The organism is Streptomyces sp. NPDC085900, assembly GCF_044540925.1.
Lineage (GTDB): Bacteria > Actinomycetota > Actinomycetes > Streptomycetales > Streptomycetaceae > Streptomyces > Streptomyces gilvifuscus.
In genome coordinates this window covers 521,950-536,507 of sequence record NZ_JBITSP010000004.1, presented here as the reverse complement: position 1 = coordinate 536,507, position 14,558 = coordinate 521,950, and the positions used below count along the sequence as shown (strand labels likewise).

At 71.2% G+C, this 14,558-nt stretch carries 14 protein-coding genes; all 14 read left to right on the top strand.

Translation table 11 applies throughout. The features are described from left to right. Window positions 1-5: 5 nt before the first annotated feature. The 14 genes from ACIGDI_RS16535 to ACIGDI_RS16470 all read left to right on the top strand — a co-directional run bounded on the left by ACIGDI_RS16535 (window position 6) and on the right by ACIGDI_RS16470 (window position 14,506). A complete protein-coding gene (locus ACIGDI_RS16535) occupies window positions 6-1,199 on the top strand; it encodes an ABC transporter substrate-binding protein (protein WP_399896539.1) in 1,194 nt (397 codons plus the stop codon). A gap of 3 nt (window positions 1,200-1,202) precedes the next feature. Continuing rightward, window positions 1,203-2,066 (top strand): ABC transporter permease, encoded by an 864-nt coding sequence (locus tag ACIGDI_RS16530; protein WP_399896536.1) that lies wholly within the window; start codon window positions 1,203-1,205, stop codon window positions 2,064-2,066. Between the two features lie 12 nt (window positions 2,067-2,078). Then, entirely contained in the window at window positions 2,079-2,894 is an 816-nt protein-coding gene (locus ACIGDI_RS16525) for an ABC transporter permease (RefSeq protein ID WP_399896533.1), read from the top strand. 57 nt (window positions 2,895-2,951) lie between these two features. Then, window positions 2,952-4,103 carry an NAD(P)/FAD-dependent oxidoreductase gene (locus ACIGDI_RS16520; RefSeq protein ID WP_399896530.1) on the top strand — a complete coding sequence of 384 codons (1,152 nt, stop codon included), beginning with the start codon at window positions 2,952-2,954 and terminating at the stop codon, window positions 4,101-4,103. Next, window positions 4,100-4,402, top strand: coding sequence for a (2Fe-2S)-binding protein (locus ACIGDI_RS16515; protein ID WP_399896527.1), 303 nt, complete (start codon window positions 4,100-4,102; stop codon window positions 4,400-4,402). The genes ACIGDI_RS16520 and ACIGDI_RS16515 overlap by 4 nt, the downstream gene beginning before the upstream one ends. Beyond that, window positions 4,395-5,804 carry an FAD-dependent oxidoreductase gene (locus tag ACIGDI_RS16510; RefSeq protein WP_399896524.1) on the top strand — a complete coding sequence of 470 codons (1,410 nt, stop codon included), beginning with the start codon at window positions 4,395-4,397 and terminating at the stop codon, window positions 5,802-5,804. Before ACIGDI_RS16515 ends, ACIGDI_RS16510 begins: the two co-directional genes overlap by 8 nt. Next, window positions 5,801-6,691 (top strand): dihydrodipicolinate synthase family protein, encoded by an 891-nt coding sequence (locus ACIGDI_RS16505; RefSeq protein ID WP_399896521.1) that lies wholly within the window; start codon window positions 5,801-5,803, stop codon window positions 6,689-6,691. The genes ACIGDI_RS16510 and ACIGDI_RS16505 overlap by 4 nt, the downstream gene beginning before the upstream one ends. A 14-nt stretch (window positions 6,692-6,705) precedes the next feature. Then, a complete protein-coding gene (locus ACIGDI_RS16500) occupies window positions 6,706-7,707 on the top strand; it encodes a proline racemase family protein (RefSeq protein WP_399896518.1) in 1,002 nt (333 codons plus the stop codon). Window positions 7,708-7,805: 98 nt separating this feature from the next. After that, window positions 7,806-8,507: a GntR family transcriptional regulator gene (locus ACIGDI_RS16495; protein WP_385238803.1), complete on the top strand. Its 702-nt coding sequence runs from the start codon at window positions 7,806-7,808 to the stop codon at window positions 8,505-8,507. 56 nt (window positions 8,508-8,563) lie between these two features. Next, window positions 8,564-9,559 carry a LacI family DNA-binding transcriptional regulator gene (locus ACIGDI_RS16490; protein WP_390627099.1) on the top strand — a complete coding sequence of 332 codons (996 nt, stop codon included), beginning with the start codon at window positions 8,564-8,566 and terminating at the stop codon, window positions 9,557-9,559. Between the two features lie 149 nt (window positions 9,560-9,708). Further along, the gene (locus tag ACIGDI_RS16485) at window positions 9,709-11,058 is read left to right on the top strand and encodes an ABC transporter substrate-binding protein (RefSeq protein ID WP_399896513.1); all 1,350 of its coding nucleotides are present in this window, start codon (window positions 9,709-9,711) and stop codon (window positions 11,056-11,058) included. A gap of 5 nt (window positions 11,059-11,063) precedes the next feature. Continuing rightward, window positions 11,064-12,020 (top strand): carbohydrate ABC transporter permease, encoded by a 957-nt coding sequence (locus tag ACIGDI_RS16480; protein WP_399896510.1) that lies wholly within the window; start codon window positions 11,064-11,066, stop codon window positions 12,018-12,020. Then, window positions 12,017-12,877, top strand: a complete 861-nt coding sequence (locus ACIGDI_RS16475; protein WP_384810370.1) for a carbohydrate ABC transporter permease — start codon at window positions 12,017-12,019, stop codon at window positions 12,875-12,877. Before ACIGDI_RS16480 ends, ACIGDI_RS16475 begins: the two co-directional genes overlap by 4 nt. Before the next feature lie 30 nt (window positions 12,878-12,907). Next, window positions 12,908-14,506: a glycoside hydrolase family 13 protein gene (locus ACIGDI_RS16470; RefSeq protein WP_399896506.1), complete on the top strand. Its 1,599-nt coding sequence runs from the start codon at window positions 12,908-12,910 to the stop codon at window positions 14,504-14,506. The last annotated feature ends 52 nt before the right edge of the window (window positions 14,507-14,558 follow it).

The following is a 14,558-nucleotide window of genomic DNA, read 5'->3' as shown; positions in this document are numbered from 1 at the left end:
ACGACGTGCGCCTCACCCGAACCCTCCAGGTCGCGGCCTGTGCCGCCGCGCTCCTGTTCGCCGCCACGGCCTGCGACTCCGGCGGCGGCTCGGCGTCCACCGGCCTCAACCCCCCCGATCTCAAGGCGCAGTCGAAACTCGGCAAGTCCGAGGGCAGGGTCAACCTGATCGCCTGGGCCGGCTATGTCGAGGACGGCTCCAACGACCCCAAGGTCGACTGGGTCACCGACTTCGAGAAGCAGACCGGCTGCCAGGTGAACTCCAAGGTCGCCGCCAGCTCCGACGAGATGGTCAAGCTGATGAAGACCGGCGAGTACGACGCCGTCTCCGCCTCCGGCGACGCCTCCCTGCGCCTGATCGCCTCCGGCGACGCCGCCCCCGTCAACACCAAGCTCGTACCGAACTACAAGGACATCTTCAGCGGCCTGAAGAACGGCGCCTGGAACTCCGTCAAGGGCCAGATGTACGGCATCCCGCACGGACGCGGCGCCAACCTGCTGATGTACAACACGCAGAAGGTCGCCCCGGCGCCGACCTCCTGGGCCGCCGTCTTCGACGACGCCTCGAAGTACAAGGGCCACGTCACCGCCTACGACTCGCCGATCTACATCGCCGACGCCGCCCTGTATCTCAAGGCCACCAAGCCCGAGTTGAAGATCAAGGACCCGTACGCGCTCGACCAGAAGCAGTTCGACGCGGCCGTGAGCCTGCTGAAGAAGCAGAACGCGGACATCGGCGAGTACTGGAGCGACTACCTGAAGGAGATCTCCGCCTTCAAGAGCGGTGACTCCGTGGTCGGCACCACCTGGCAGGTCATCGCGAACCTCGCCGCGGGCGAGGGCGCCAAGGTCAAGGCCTTCGTGCCCAAGGAGGGTTCGACCGGCTGGTCCGACACCTGGATGGTCTACGCCAAGGCCAAGCATCCCAACTGCGCCTACAAATGGCTGAACTGGATCGTCTCTCCTAAGGTCAACGCCCAGGTCGCCGAGTACTTCGGCGAGGCGCCCGCCAACTCCAAGGCCTGCGACCTCACCAGCGACAAGAACTTCTGCATCACCTACCACGCGGCCGACGAGGGCTACTGGAAGAACATCGCGTTCTGGAACACGCCCATCGAGCAGTGCCTCGACGGCCGCACCGACGTCAAGTGCGTGCCCTACGCCAAGTGGGTGCAGGCCTGGACCGAGATCAAGGGCTGAGGCGTGGCCCTGCTGACCCGGACCGCGGGGGCGCTGCACCGCCGCCCCCGCCTCCGCCTGACCCTGCTGCTGACCGCCCCGCTGCTGTGGCTGGCCGTGCTCTACCTCGGCTCGCTCACGGTGCTGTTCGTCTCCGCGTTCTGGACCACGAACTCCTTCACCTCCGAGGTCGTGAGGGTCTGGTCGACCGACAACTTCCACGAGCTGTTCACCACGCCCGTCTACCGGCAGGTGATCGTACGGAGCGTGGGGGTCGCCGCCTCGGTGACCGTGCTGTGCGCGATCATCGCCTTCCCGGTCGCGTTCTACACCGCGCGGGTCGCCCGGCCGAGGTGGCGCCCGCTGCTCGTCGTCGCCATCCTCACCCCGCTGTGGGCGAGTTACCTGGTGAAGGTGTACGCGTGGCGGCTGATCCTGTCCGAGGGCGGACTCGCCGACTGGATGCTGAGGCCGTTCGGGCTCAGCGGCCCCGGCTTCGGTCTGCCGGCCGCCGTACTGACCCTGACGTACCTCTGGCTGCCGTACATGATCCTGCCGATCCACACGGCCCTGGAGCAGCTGCCCGCCAACCTGCTCGACGCGTCCGCCGACCTCGGGGCCAGGGCCTGGCGCACCTTCCGCTCGGTCGTGCTGCCCATGGTGCTGCCGTCCGTCGCCGCCGGGTCGATCTTCACCTTCTCGCTCAGCCTCGGCGACTACATCACCGTGCAGATCGTCGGCGGCAAGACCCAGCTGATCGGCAACCTCGTGTACTCCAACATCGAGCTCAACCTGCCCATGGCCGCCGCGCTCGGCACGGTCCCGGTCGTCGTCATCGTCCTGTACCTGCTCGCCATGCGGCGTACGGGCGCGCTCAGCAGCCTGTAGAAGGAGCCCGCCGTGCAACTCTCGCGTTCCGCGCGCATCGCCCTGCGCGTCGCCGCCGGGGCCGGCTTCGCCGTGATCTACGTGCCCCTGCTGCTGGTCGTCGTCAACTCCCTGAACCCCGACCGCAGCGCGAGCTGGCCGCCGCCCGGCCTGACCCTGCACTGGTGGTCCGTCGCCTGGCACAACTCCGGTGCCCGCGAGGCGCTTTTGACCTCCATCAAGGCCGGGCTGGGGGCGACCGCGATCGCCCTCGTCCTCGGCACGCTGATCGCGTTCGCCGTCGCCCGGCACCGGTTCTTCGGCCGCGACACGATCTCCTTCGTGGTCGTCCTGCCGATCGCCCTGCCCGGCATCGTCACGGGCATCGCCCTCAACTCGGCCTTCAACACGGTCCTCGAACCGCTCGGAGTGGGCCTGGGCCTGTTCACCGTGATCGTCGGACACGCCACCTTCTGCATCGTCGTCGTCTTCAACAACGTCGTCGCCCGGCTGCGGCGCACCTCCGGCTCCTACGAGGAGGCGGCGATGGACCTCGGCGCCGACACCTTCCGCGCCTTCGTCGACGTCACCTTCCCGCTGGTGCGTTCGGCCCTCCTGGCGGGCGGACTGCTCGCCTTCGCGCTCTCCTTCGACGAGATCGTGGTGACCACCTTCACGGCCGGGCCCGGCATCGAGACCCTCCCCATCTGGATCTTCAACAACATGACCAGGCCCCAGCAGGCGCCCGTGGTGAACGTGGTGGCGGCCGTCCTCGTGCTGCTCTCCGTCGTCCCGATCTACGTCGCCCAGCGGCTGTCGGCCGACACGGCGACCGGGAGCCGGGTCTGAGGGGCGGGGTGGCGCGGGGGCGTTCCCAGCGAGTGCGGTATGTGACATAGTACTGGCGTGAGCAAGCCACTGACCTGCGATGTCGTGGTCATCGGTGCCGGAATGGTGGGCGCCGCCTGCGCCCTGTACGCGGCCCGCGCGGGCCTGGACGTCCTCGTCGTGGACCGCGGCTGCGTGGCCGGCGGCACGACAGGTGCCGGCGAGGGCAACGTCCTCGTCTCCGACAAGGAGCCGGGACCCGAGCTCGAACTCGCCCTGCTGTCCTGGCGGTTGTGGACCGAGCTCGCCGCCGAGCTGGGAGCGTCCGTCGAGTACGAGGCCAAGGGCGGCGTCGTGGTCGCCTCCTCCCCGGGCGGCCTGACGGCCCTGGAGCGCTTCGCCGACGCCCAGCGGGCCGCCGGCGTCGTCGCCGAACCGGTCGCCGGCGACACCCTCTACGCGCTCGAACCGCACCTCGCCCCCGGACTCCCGGGCGGCGTCCACTATCCCCAGGACAGCCAGGTCATGCCGGCCCTGGCCGCCGCCCACCTGCTCCGCGCCTCGGGCGCCCGCCTGCTCACCGGCCACCGTGTGACGAACGTGCAGCTCGGCCCGGACAGCGCGGTCCGCGGGGTGCGCACCGACCGGGGCGACCTGCACGCCCCCGCCGTCGTCAACGCGGCCGGCACCTGGGGCGGCGAGGTCGCCGCCCTCGCCGGCGTCCACCTCCCCGTCCTGCCGCGCCGCGGCTTCGTCCTGGTCACCGAGCCGCTGCCGCGCCGGGTCCGCCACAAGGTGTACGCCGCCGACTACGTGGCCGACGTGGCCAGCGACTCGGCCGCCCTGCAGACCTCGCCGGTCGTCGAGGGCACCGCCGCCGGACCCGTCCTGATCGGTGCGAGCCGCGAACGGGTGGGCTTCGACCGGACCTTCTCGCTGCCCGCCGTCCGCGCACTCGCCGCGGGCGCCACCCGGCTGTTCCCCTTCCTGGCCGACGTGCGCGCCACCCGCGCCTACCTCGGCTTCCGCCCGTACATGCCCGACCACCTCCCCGCCGTCGGCCCCGACCCCAGGGTTCCCGGCCTGTACCACGCCTGCGGCCACGAGGGCGCCGGCATCGGGCTGTCCACCGGCACCGGGCACCTCGTCGCCCAGGCGCTGACCGGCAAGAAGCCCGACCTGGACCTGACGCCGTTCGGCCCCGACCGCTTTCCCGAGGAGGCCGCGTGAGCTCCCCGCTGGACCTGGCCGACGCCCGTCCCGGCCCCGCCTTCACGGTCACACTCGACGACCGGGAGATCGAAGTCCTGCCCGGCAGGACCGTCGCCGCCGCGCTCTGGGCGGCCGGTGTCACCTCCTGGCGCACCACCCGGGGCGACGGCCGCCCCCGCGGCGTCTTCTGCGGCATCGGCGTCTGCTTCGACTGCCTGGTGACCGTCAACGGCCGCACCAACCAACGCGCCTGCCTGGTGCCGCTGGCCCCGGGCGACGTGATCCGTACGCAGGAGGGGACCGGCCACCATGACTGACCGACCGCACCTCGTGGTGATCGGCGCGGGCCCGGCGGGCCTCGCCGCGACCCTCGCCGCGGCCGCGCGCGGGCTCCGCGTCACGCTCGTCGACTCCGCTGCGGAGGCGGGCGGCCAGTTCTACCGGCAGCCCGCGGCGGAGCTGCGCGCCCGCCGGCCGCAGGCCCTGCACCACCGGTGGCGGGTGTGGGAGCGCCTGCGGGACGACCTGCGCGGCCACCTGAGGGCAGGCATCGTACGGCACTTGACGGACCATCATGTCTGGTTCGTCGAGCGGCGGCCCTCGGACTTCGTGGTGCACGCGCTGCTCGGCCCCGAGCAGGAGGACCCGGCCACCGTCCGCGCCGACGCCGTGCTCCTTGCCACCGGAGGGTACGAACAGGTGCTGCCCTTCCCCGGCTGGACCCTGCCGGGCGTCGTCACCGCGGGCGGCGCCCAGGCCATGCTGAAGGGAACGCTCGTCGTCCCGGGCCGGGTCGCGGTGGTCGCCGGGACCGGTCCGCTGCTGCTGCCGGTGGCGACGGGGCTGGCGGCCGCGGGCGTGGAGGTGGCCGCCCTCGTCGAGTCCGCCGATCCCCGGGCGTTCGCACGGCACCTTCGCCCACTGGTCTCCCAGCCGGGCAAGCTCGCCGAAGCAGCCCGGTACGCAGGTCGGTTGACCCGGCACCGGATCCGCCCGCTGTTTGGGCACACGGTGGTCGAGGCGCACGGCACCGAGCGGGTGGAGGCCGTGACCGTCGCCGCGCTCGACGCCGCGGGACGCGTCCGGCCGGGCACCCGGCGCCGTATCGCCTGCGACACCCTCGCCGTGAGCCACGGCATGCTGGCCCACACCGACCTCGCGGAGAGCCTCGGCTGCCGCCTCGACGGTCACGGCGTCCACGTCGACGACGAGCAGCGCACCGACGTGCCCGGGGTCTGGGCAGCGGGGGAGGCCACCGGCATCGGCGGCTCCGCCCTCGCGCTCGTCGAGGGCCGCATCGCGGGAAGCTCCGCCGCGGCGCGCTTGACGGGCACCGAACCCGACCGGGCGGAGTGGGAAACCGAGCTCAAGTCCCGTACACGAATGCGGAAGTTCGCCGCCGCCCTCGACGGCGTGTACCGGCCGCCCGCGCACTGGAGCGAGCAGGTGACCGACGAGACCCTGGTCTGCCGGTGCGAGGAGGTGACCGCCGGTGCCGTCCGGGCCGCCGTCGACGACCTCGGCGCCGGCGATCCGCGCACCGTGAAGCTGCTCACCCGGGCCGGCATGGGCTGGTGCCAGGGCCGGATCTGCGGACCCGCGGTCGCCGGGCTCGCGGGATGCCGACACGCCCCGTCCAGACGGCCGTTCGCGCAACCCGTGCCGCTCGGCGTCCTGGCTCAGCAGCACGACCACCCCATCGAGGAAGGGCCCTCATGACCGACCACCGCCCCTGGCGCGGCATCCTCGTCGCCACGGCGCTCCCGCTCACCGACGACCTCTCCGTCGACTACGACAAGTACGCCGAGCACTGCGCGTGGCTGGTCGAGAACGGCTGCGACGGTGTCGTCCCCAACGGCTCGCTCGGCGAGTACCAGGTGCTCACCCCCGAGGAGCGGGCCCGGGTCGTGGAGACCGCCGTCGCCGCGATCGGCGGCGCGCGCGTGATGCCCGGGGTCGCGGCCTACGGCTCGGCGGAGTCCCGGCGCTGGGCCGAGCAGGCACGCGACGCGGGCTGCGCCAGCGTGATGCTGCTGCCGCCCAACGCCTACCGCGCCGACGAACGTTCGGTGCTCGCCCACTACGCCGAGGTCGCGAAGGCGGGCCTCCCGGTCGTCGCGTACAACAACCCCATCGACACCAAGGTCGACCTGGTGCCCGAACTCCTCGCCACACTGCACGGCGAGGGCTGGATCCACGCCGTCAAGGAGTTCTCCGGAGACGTCCGCCGCGCCTACCGGCTCGCCGAACTCGCCCCGGAACTCGACCTGTTGATCGGCGCCGACGACGTGCTGCTGGAGCTCGCGATCGCGGGTGCGAAGGGCTGGGTGGCCGGCTACCCGAACGCGCTGCCCGCCGCGAGCAGCGCGCTGTACCACGCTGCGGTCGACGGTGACCTCGCCACCGCGAAGAAGCTGTACGAGCAACTGCACCCGCTGCTGCGCTGGGACTCCCAGGTCGAATTCGTCCAGGCCATCAAGCTGTCCATGGACATCGTCGGCCGCCACGGCGGCCCCGTCCGGCCGCCGCGCGTCCCGCTGCTGCCCGAGCAGGAGGCCGCGGTCCGCACGGCCACCGAGCGGGCCGTCGCGGCCGGCCTGGCCTAGAGGGAGGGAAGCGCATGCGCAGCAGACTCGTCCTGCACGCCGTCGACTCGCACACCGAGGGCATGCCCACCCGGGTGATCACGGGCGGGATCGGCACAATCCCCGGCGCCACGATGAACGAGCGACGGCTGTACTTCCGCGAACACCGCGACGACATCAAGCAGTTGCTGATGAACGAGCCGCGCGGACACTCGGCGATGAGCGGCGCCGTCCTCCAGCCGCCCACCCGCCCCGACTGCGACTGGGGCGTCGTCTACATCGAAGTGTCCGGCTACCTCCCGATGTGCGGGCACGGCACCATCGGCGTGGCGACCGTGCTGGTGGAGACCGGGATGGTCGAGGTCACCGAGCCGGTCACCACCATCCGGCTCGACACCCCGGCCGGCCCGGTCGTCGCCGAGGTCGCGGTGGAGGACGGCGCAGCGAAGAACGTCACGCTGCGGAACGTGCCGTCCTTCTCCGTCGCCCTCGACCGCAAGGCCACCCTCGCCGACGGGCGCACCGTCACCTACGACCTGGCCTACGGCGGCAACTTCTACGCCATCCTGCCGCTGGAGGAGTTCGGCCTGCCCTTCGACCGCGCCCGCAAGGACGACATCCTCGCCGCGGGCCTTTCCCTCATGGACGCGATCAACGCCGAGGACGAACCCGTCCACCCCGAGGACGCCTCCATCCGCGGCTGCCACCACGTCCACCTGCTCGCACCGGGCTCCACCGCCCGTCACTCCCGGCACGCCATGGCGATCCACCCCGGCTGGTTCGACCGCTCGCCCTGCGGCACCGGCACCAGCGCCCGCATGGCCCAGCTGCACGCACGCGGCGAACTCCCGCTGCACACCGAGTTCGTCAACGAGTCCTTCATCGGCACCCGGTTCACCGGCCGCCTCCTCGGCACCACCGAGGTCGCCGGCCGCCCCGCCGTCCTGCCCAGCTTCACCGGCCGCGCCTGGATCACCGGCACCGCCCAGTACCTGCTCGACCCGACCGACCCGTTCCCCGCCGGGTTCGTCCTGTAGGGGCCGGCGGACGCCGCCCGGACGCGCGGCTCCGGGAGAGACGGGGGCGGGGACAATGACGTATCACATGACATTGCACTGCCGAGGAGAAGACGCCCATGCCCGCCCGACGCCCCGCCACCCCGGCCCTCCCCGCCCCCGCCCTGCCCGCGCTCGGCGGCCGGAAGCCCAACTTCCGGGAGCGGGTCGTGGACGTGCTGCGGGCGGCGCTGATCGCCGGCGAACTGCGCCCGGGCCAGGTGTACTCGGCGCCGGCCCTCGCCCCCCGCCTGGGCGTCTCCGCCACCCCGGTCCGCGAGGCGATGCTGGAGCTGGCGAAGGAGGGCCTGGTCGACATCGTCCCGAACAAGGGCTTCCGGGTCACCGCCCTGTCCGAGAAGCAGCTCGACGAGTACGCCCACGTCCGCTCCCTGATCGAGATCCCGACGACCGTCGGTCTCGCGGCGACCGCCGACCCCGCCGACCTGGAGGCGCTGCGGCCGGTCGCCTTGGAGATCGTCACCTCGGCCGCTAAGGGGGATCTCATCGCCTACGTCGAGGCCGACCTGCGCTTCCACCTCGGGCTGCTGGCGCTGGCCGGCAACGACCACCTCGTGGAGGTCGTGGGGGACCTGCGCCGCCGGGCGCGGCTGTACGGACTGACGGCGCTGTCGGAGGCGGGCCGGCTGGAGGCCTCCGCGCAGGAGCACCTCGAACTCCTCGACGCCCTGCTGGCCCGGGACGAGGAAGCCGTACGAGAGGTCATGAACCGTCACCTCGGGCACGTCCGCGGTCTGTGGGCCGCCCGCGAGGAACACTGACGCCGTTACGCGTCATTACGCAAGCCGTTTGCGTTTCTTGCGCTATTCTTGCGTGCATGACGCGACGACTTGCCGAGGTGGCGAAGAAGGTAGGGGTCAGCGAGGCCACGGTCAGCCGGGTGCTCAACGGCAAGCCGGGCGTCTCCGAGCCCACCCGGCAGGCGGTGCTCAGCGCCCTGGACGTCCTCGGCTACGAGCGGCCCACGCAGCTGCGCGGCGAGCGCGCCCGGCTCGTCGGTCTCGTCCTGCCCGAGCTGCAGAACCCCATCTTCCCCGCGTTCGCCGAGGTGATCGGCGGGGCGCTGGCCCAGCTCGGTCTGACCCCGGTGCTGTGCACCCAGACCAAGGGTGGCGTCTCCGAGGCCGACTACGTGGACCTGCTGCTGCAGCAGCAGGTCTCCGGCGTGGTCTTCGCCGGCGGCCTGTACGCCCAGGCCGACGCCCCGCACGACCACTACCGCCGGCTCGCCGAGCGCAACATCCCGGTCGTGCTGGTCAACGCGTCCATCGACGACCTCGGCTTCCCGGGCGTCTCCTGCGACGACGCGGTGGCCGTGGAACAGGCCTGGCGGCACCTCGCCTCCCTCGGGCACGAACGGATCGGGCTGGTCCTGGGGCCGGACGACCACATGCCGTCGGCGCGCAAACTGGCCGCGGCGCGGACCATGGGAGAGCTTGCGGACGAGCACGTGGCGCGGGCCATGTTCTCCATCGAGGGCGGTCACGCGGCGGCCTCCCGGCTCATCGACCGGGGCGTCACGGGCATCATCTGCGCCAGTGACCCGCTGGCCCTCGGCGCGATCCGGGCCGCCCGCCGCAAGGGGCTCGGCGTGCCCGAGCAGGTGTCGGTCGTCGGCTACGACGACTCGGCCTTCATGAACTGCACCGAACCCCCGCTCACCACCGTCCGCCAGCCCATCGAGGCCATGGGCCGGGCCGCCGTGGAGCTGCTGAACGCGCAGATCGGCGGCGGTTCGGTGGCCGCCGAGGAGCTGCTGTTCGAGCCCGAGCTGGTGGTCCGCGGATCCACCGCGCAGGCCCCTCGTCCCTGAGATCCGCCTGGCTGTCGAATAATTACAGATTCTGCGCGACATCTTGCGGTGCGATGTCGGCGGTGCTTGAGTGTGCGGCGCCGGACACGGTGGTGTGCGCTCGCAGGCCGCCGTGGGCTTTCCACGCTCCTGCCACGAGGGGTCCACCCATGACAAGCACCGGGTTCCGCCGTACGTTCGCCGCGCTCAGCGTCTGTTCGCTCGCACTCGCCGCCTCCGCCTGCGGGTCCGGCGACGACGGCTCGTCCGGCGGCAAGACGCGCATCACCGTCAACTGCGAACCGCCCAAGAGCGCCAAGGTCGACCGCGGGTTCTTCGAGCAGGACGTCGCCGCCTTCGAGAAGAAGCACCCGGACATCGACGTCGTCGCCCACGACGCCTTCCCCTGCCAGGACCCCAAGACCTTCGACGCCAAGCTCGCCGGCGGCCAGATGGAGGACGTCTTCTACACGTACTTCACCGATGCCAAGCACGTCGTCGACATCCATCAGGCGGCCGATCTCACGCCGTACGTCGAGGAGTTGAAGAGCTACAGCACCATCCAGAAGCAGCTGCGCGACATCTACACCGTCGACGGCAGGATCTACGGCGTCCCGCGCACCGGCTACTCGATGGGCCTGATCTACAACCGCAAGCTCTTCCAGAAGGCCGGCCTCGACCCCGACAAGCCGCCCACCACCTGGGAAGAGGTCCGCGCCGACGCCAAGAAGATCGCCGCGCTCGGCGACGGCACCGTCGGATACGCCGACTACAGCGCCCAGAACCAAGGGGGTTGGCACTTCACCGCCGAGCTGTACTCCCAGGGCGGCGACGTCGTCGGCGCCGACGGCAAGAAGGCCACCATCGACACCCCCGAGGGCCACGCCGTACTGCAGAACCTGCACGACATGCGGTGGACCGACGACTCGATGGGCAGCAAGCAGCTCCTCGTCATCAACGACGTGCAGCAGATGATGGGTTCGGGCAAGCTCGGCATGTACCTCTCCGCCCCCGACAACATCCCGATCCTGGTCAAGGAGAAGGGCGGCAACTACAAGGACCTCGCCCTCGCCCCCATGCCCGGCGGCAAGGGCACGCTCATCGGCGGCGACGGCTACATGTTCAACAAGCACGACACCCCGGCCCAGATCCGCGCCGGCCTGAAGTGGCTCGACCACATGTTCCTCACCCCCGGCAAGGGCTTCCTCGGCGACTACGCCCGCGCCAAGAAGGCGAACGCGCCCGTCGGCCTGCCCGAGCCGCGCCTGTTCACCGGCGCCGCCGACGCCACCGACCAGCAGGTCAAGAAGGCCAACGCCAATGTCCCGGTCGAGAACTACCAGGCCTTCCTCGACGGCAACCAGAGCCTCCAGATGAAGATCGAACCCCCGGACGCCCAGCAGATCTACTCCGTCCTCGACGGCACCGTCTCCGCCGTCCTCACCAAGAAGGACGCGAACATCGACCAGCTGCTCAAGGACGCCTCCGGCAAGATCGACGGCATCCTGGCCAGGGACTGACCGGCATGACCAAGACGGCCGAGCGGCGAGAGGTGACCAAGGCCGCCGCTCCCTTCGAACCGGCGCCGCCCCCGGTAGGGGGCCGGGGGCGGCGCCGCCTGGCCGAACAGGCCCGCGCCTACGCCTTCCTCTTCGGCGGCCTGGTCTGCTTCGCCCTGTTCTCCTGGTACCCGGCGATCCGCGCCGTCGTGATCGCCTTCCAGAAGTACACGCCGGGCTCCCCGCCCGAGTGGGTCGGCACCGCCAACTTCACCCGCGTCTGGCACGACCCGGAGTTCACCGCCGCCTGGCGCAACACGCTCACCTTCACCCTGCTCGCCCTGCTGATCGGGTTCGCGATCCCCTTCGTGATGGCGCTCGTCCTGAACGAACTCCGGCACGCCAAGGCCTTCTTCAGGGTCGTGGTCTACCTGCCGGTGATGATCCCGCCGGTGGTCAGCGCCCTGCTGTGGAAGTGGTTCTACGACCCCGGGGCCGGCCTCGCCAACGAGGCGCTGCGCTTCCTGCACCTGCCCACCTCGAACTGGTCCAACGGCGCCGACACCGCGCTCGTCTCCCTCGTCCTCGTGGCGACCTGGGCCAACATGGGCGGCACCGTCCTGATCTACCTCGCCGCCCTGCAGTCCATCCCCGGCGAGCTGTACGAGGCCGCCGAACTGGACGGAGCGAGCCTGCTGCAGCGCGTCCGGCACGTCACCGTCCCCCAGACGCGCTTCGTCATCCTGATGCTGATGCTCCTTCAGATCATCGCGACGATGCAGGTCTTCACCGAACCCTTCGTGATCACGGGCGGCGGCCCCGAGAACGCCACCGTCACCGTCCTGTACCTGATCTACAAGTACGCCTTCCTCTACAACGACTTCGGCGGCGCCTGCGCGCTGAGCGTCATGCTGCTGGTGCTCCTGGGCGCCTTCTCCGCCCTCTACCTGCGACTGACCCGCTCCGGAGAGGAGGAGGCGTGAGCACCCGAACCCTGATCTCCCCGGCGGTCCTCGCCCGCCCCCGCGGCAGGGCGCTGTACTGGAGCGTCTTCACGGCCGTCGTCCTGCTCTTCGCCCTCGCCTTCCTCTTCCCGGTCTACTGGATGGTGACCGGCGCGATGAAGTCGCCGGACGAGATCGCCAGGACGCCGCCCACCCTCGTCCCCGCCCACTGGCGCCTCGGCGGCTACACGGACGCCTGGGACCTGATGCAGCTTCCCCAGCACCTGTGGAACACCGTGGTCCAGGCGGCCGGCGCCTGGGCCTTCCAGCTGGTGTTCTGCACCGCCGCTGCCTACGCCCTGTCCAAACTGCGGCCCGCCTTCGGCAAGTTGATCCTCGGGGGCATCCTGGCCACGCTGATGGTCCCGGCCCAGGCACTCGTCGTACCGAAGTACCTCACCGTGGCCGACCTCGGTCTGCTCAACCATCCCGTCGCGATCTGGCTGCCGGCCGTCGCCAACGCCTTCAACCTCTATCTGCTCAAGCGGTTCTTCGACCAGCTCCCGCGCGACGTGCTCGAGGCCGCGGAGATCGACGGGGCCGGGAAGCTGCGCACGCTGTGGTCGATCGTGCTGCCCATGTCGCGACCGGTCCTCGGAGTCGTGTCGATCTTCGCGCTGGTGGCCGTGTGGCAGGACTTCCTCTGGCCGCTGATGGTCTTCTCCGACACCGACAAGCAGCCCATCAGCGTGGCCCTGGTCCAGCTGTCGCAGAACATCCAACTGACCGTGCTCATCGCCGCGATGGTGATCGCCAGCATCCCCATGGTCGCCCTGTTCCTCGTCTTCCAGCGGCACATCATCGCCGGGATCAGCGCGGGCAGCACCAAGGGCTGACGCCCTCCCTCCGACAGAAAGGCAAGCACAGTGGGACAGCCCCGCCATGCCCAGCAGGAGTGGTGGCGCTCCGCCGTCATCTACCAGGTCTACGTCCGCAGCTTCGCCGACGGTGACGGCGACGGCACCGGCGACCTCGCCGGCGTCCGCTCGAAGCTGCCGTATCTCGCCGAACTCGGCGTCGACGCGCTGTGGTTCAACCCCTGGTACCTCTCGCCCATGAAGGACGGCGGCTACGACGTCGCCGACTACCGTGTCGTCGACCCGGCGTTCGGCACCCTCGCCGAGGCCGAGAAGCTGATCGCCGAGGCGCGCGAGCTCGGCATCCGCACCATCGTCGACATCGTGCCCAACCACGTCTCCGACCAGCACCCCTGGTTCCGGGCCGCGCTCGCCGCGGGTCCCGGCAGCCCGGAGCGCGAGCTGTTCCACTTCCGGCCCGGCCGCGGCCCCGGCGGCCACCTCCCGCCCAACGACTGGCCGTCCCAGTTCGTCGGCTCCACCGACCCCGTGTGGACACGGCTGCCGGACGGGGACTGGTACCTGCATCTGTTCACCCCCGAGCAGCCCGACCTCAACTGGGCCCACCCCGCCGTGCGCCAGGAGCACGAGGACATCCTGCGCTTCTGGTTCGAACGGGGCGTGGCGGGAGTCCGCATCGACTCCGCGGCGCTGCTCGCCAAGGACCCCGAACTGCCCGACTTCGTCGCGGGCCGCGACCCGAACCCGTTCGTCGACCGCGACGAACTCCACGACATCTACCGCTCCTGGCGGGCCGTCGCCGACGACTACGACGGCGTGTTCGTCGGCGAGGTGTGGCTGCCCGACGCCGAGCGCTTCGCCCGCTACCTGCGCCCCGACGAACTGCACACCGCCTTCAACTTCTCGTTCCTGTCCTGCCCCTGGGAGGCGGACCGGCTGCGCACGTCCATCGACACCACGCTCGCCGAGCACGCCCCGGTCGGGGCTCCCGCCACCTGGGTGCTGTGCAACCACGACGTCACCCGGACCGTCACCCGCTACGGCCGCGCGGAGACCGGCTTCGACTTCGCGGCTAAGGCGTTCGGCACCCCCACCGACCTCACGCTCGGCACCCGGCGCGCCCGCGCGGCCGCCCTGCTCTCGCTCGCCCTGCCCGGCGCCGTCTACGTCTACCAGGGCGAGGAACTCGGGCTGCCCGAGGCCGACATCCCGCGCGAGAGCATCCAGGATCCGATGTACTTCCGCTCCCAGGGCACCGATCCCGGACGCGACGGCTGCCGGGTCCCGCTGCCCTGGGCCGCCGACGCGCCCCACGCGGGCTTCGGTTCGCGGCAGGAGCCGTGGCTGCCGCAGCCCGCCGGCTGGTCCGCCTACGCCGCCGACCTCCAGGCCGCCGATCCCGGCTCGATGCTCGCCCTCTACCGCGCGGGCATCAGGCACCGCCCGGTCTTCGGCACCGGCCCCCTCGCCTGGCTGCCCTCGCCCGAGGGCGTCCTCGCCTTCGCCCGCGCCGACGCCCTGTGCGTGGTGAACCTCGCCGACACGCCCGCACGGCTGCCCGACCACTCCCGACTCCTGCTCGGCAGCGGCCCCCTGGACGAGGAGGGACGGCTGCCGAAGGACACCGCGGTCTGGCTGCGCGCCTGAGACCGCGTCGCGCCATCCCCCCACCCCCACCTCCCGAAGGGATCAGCACATG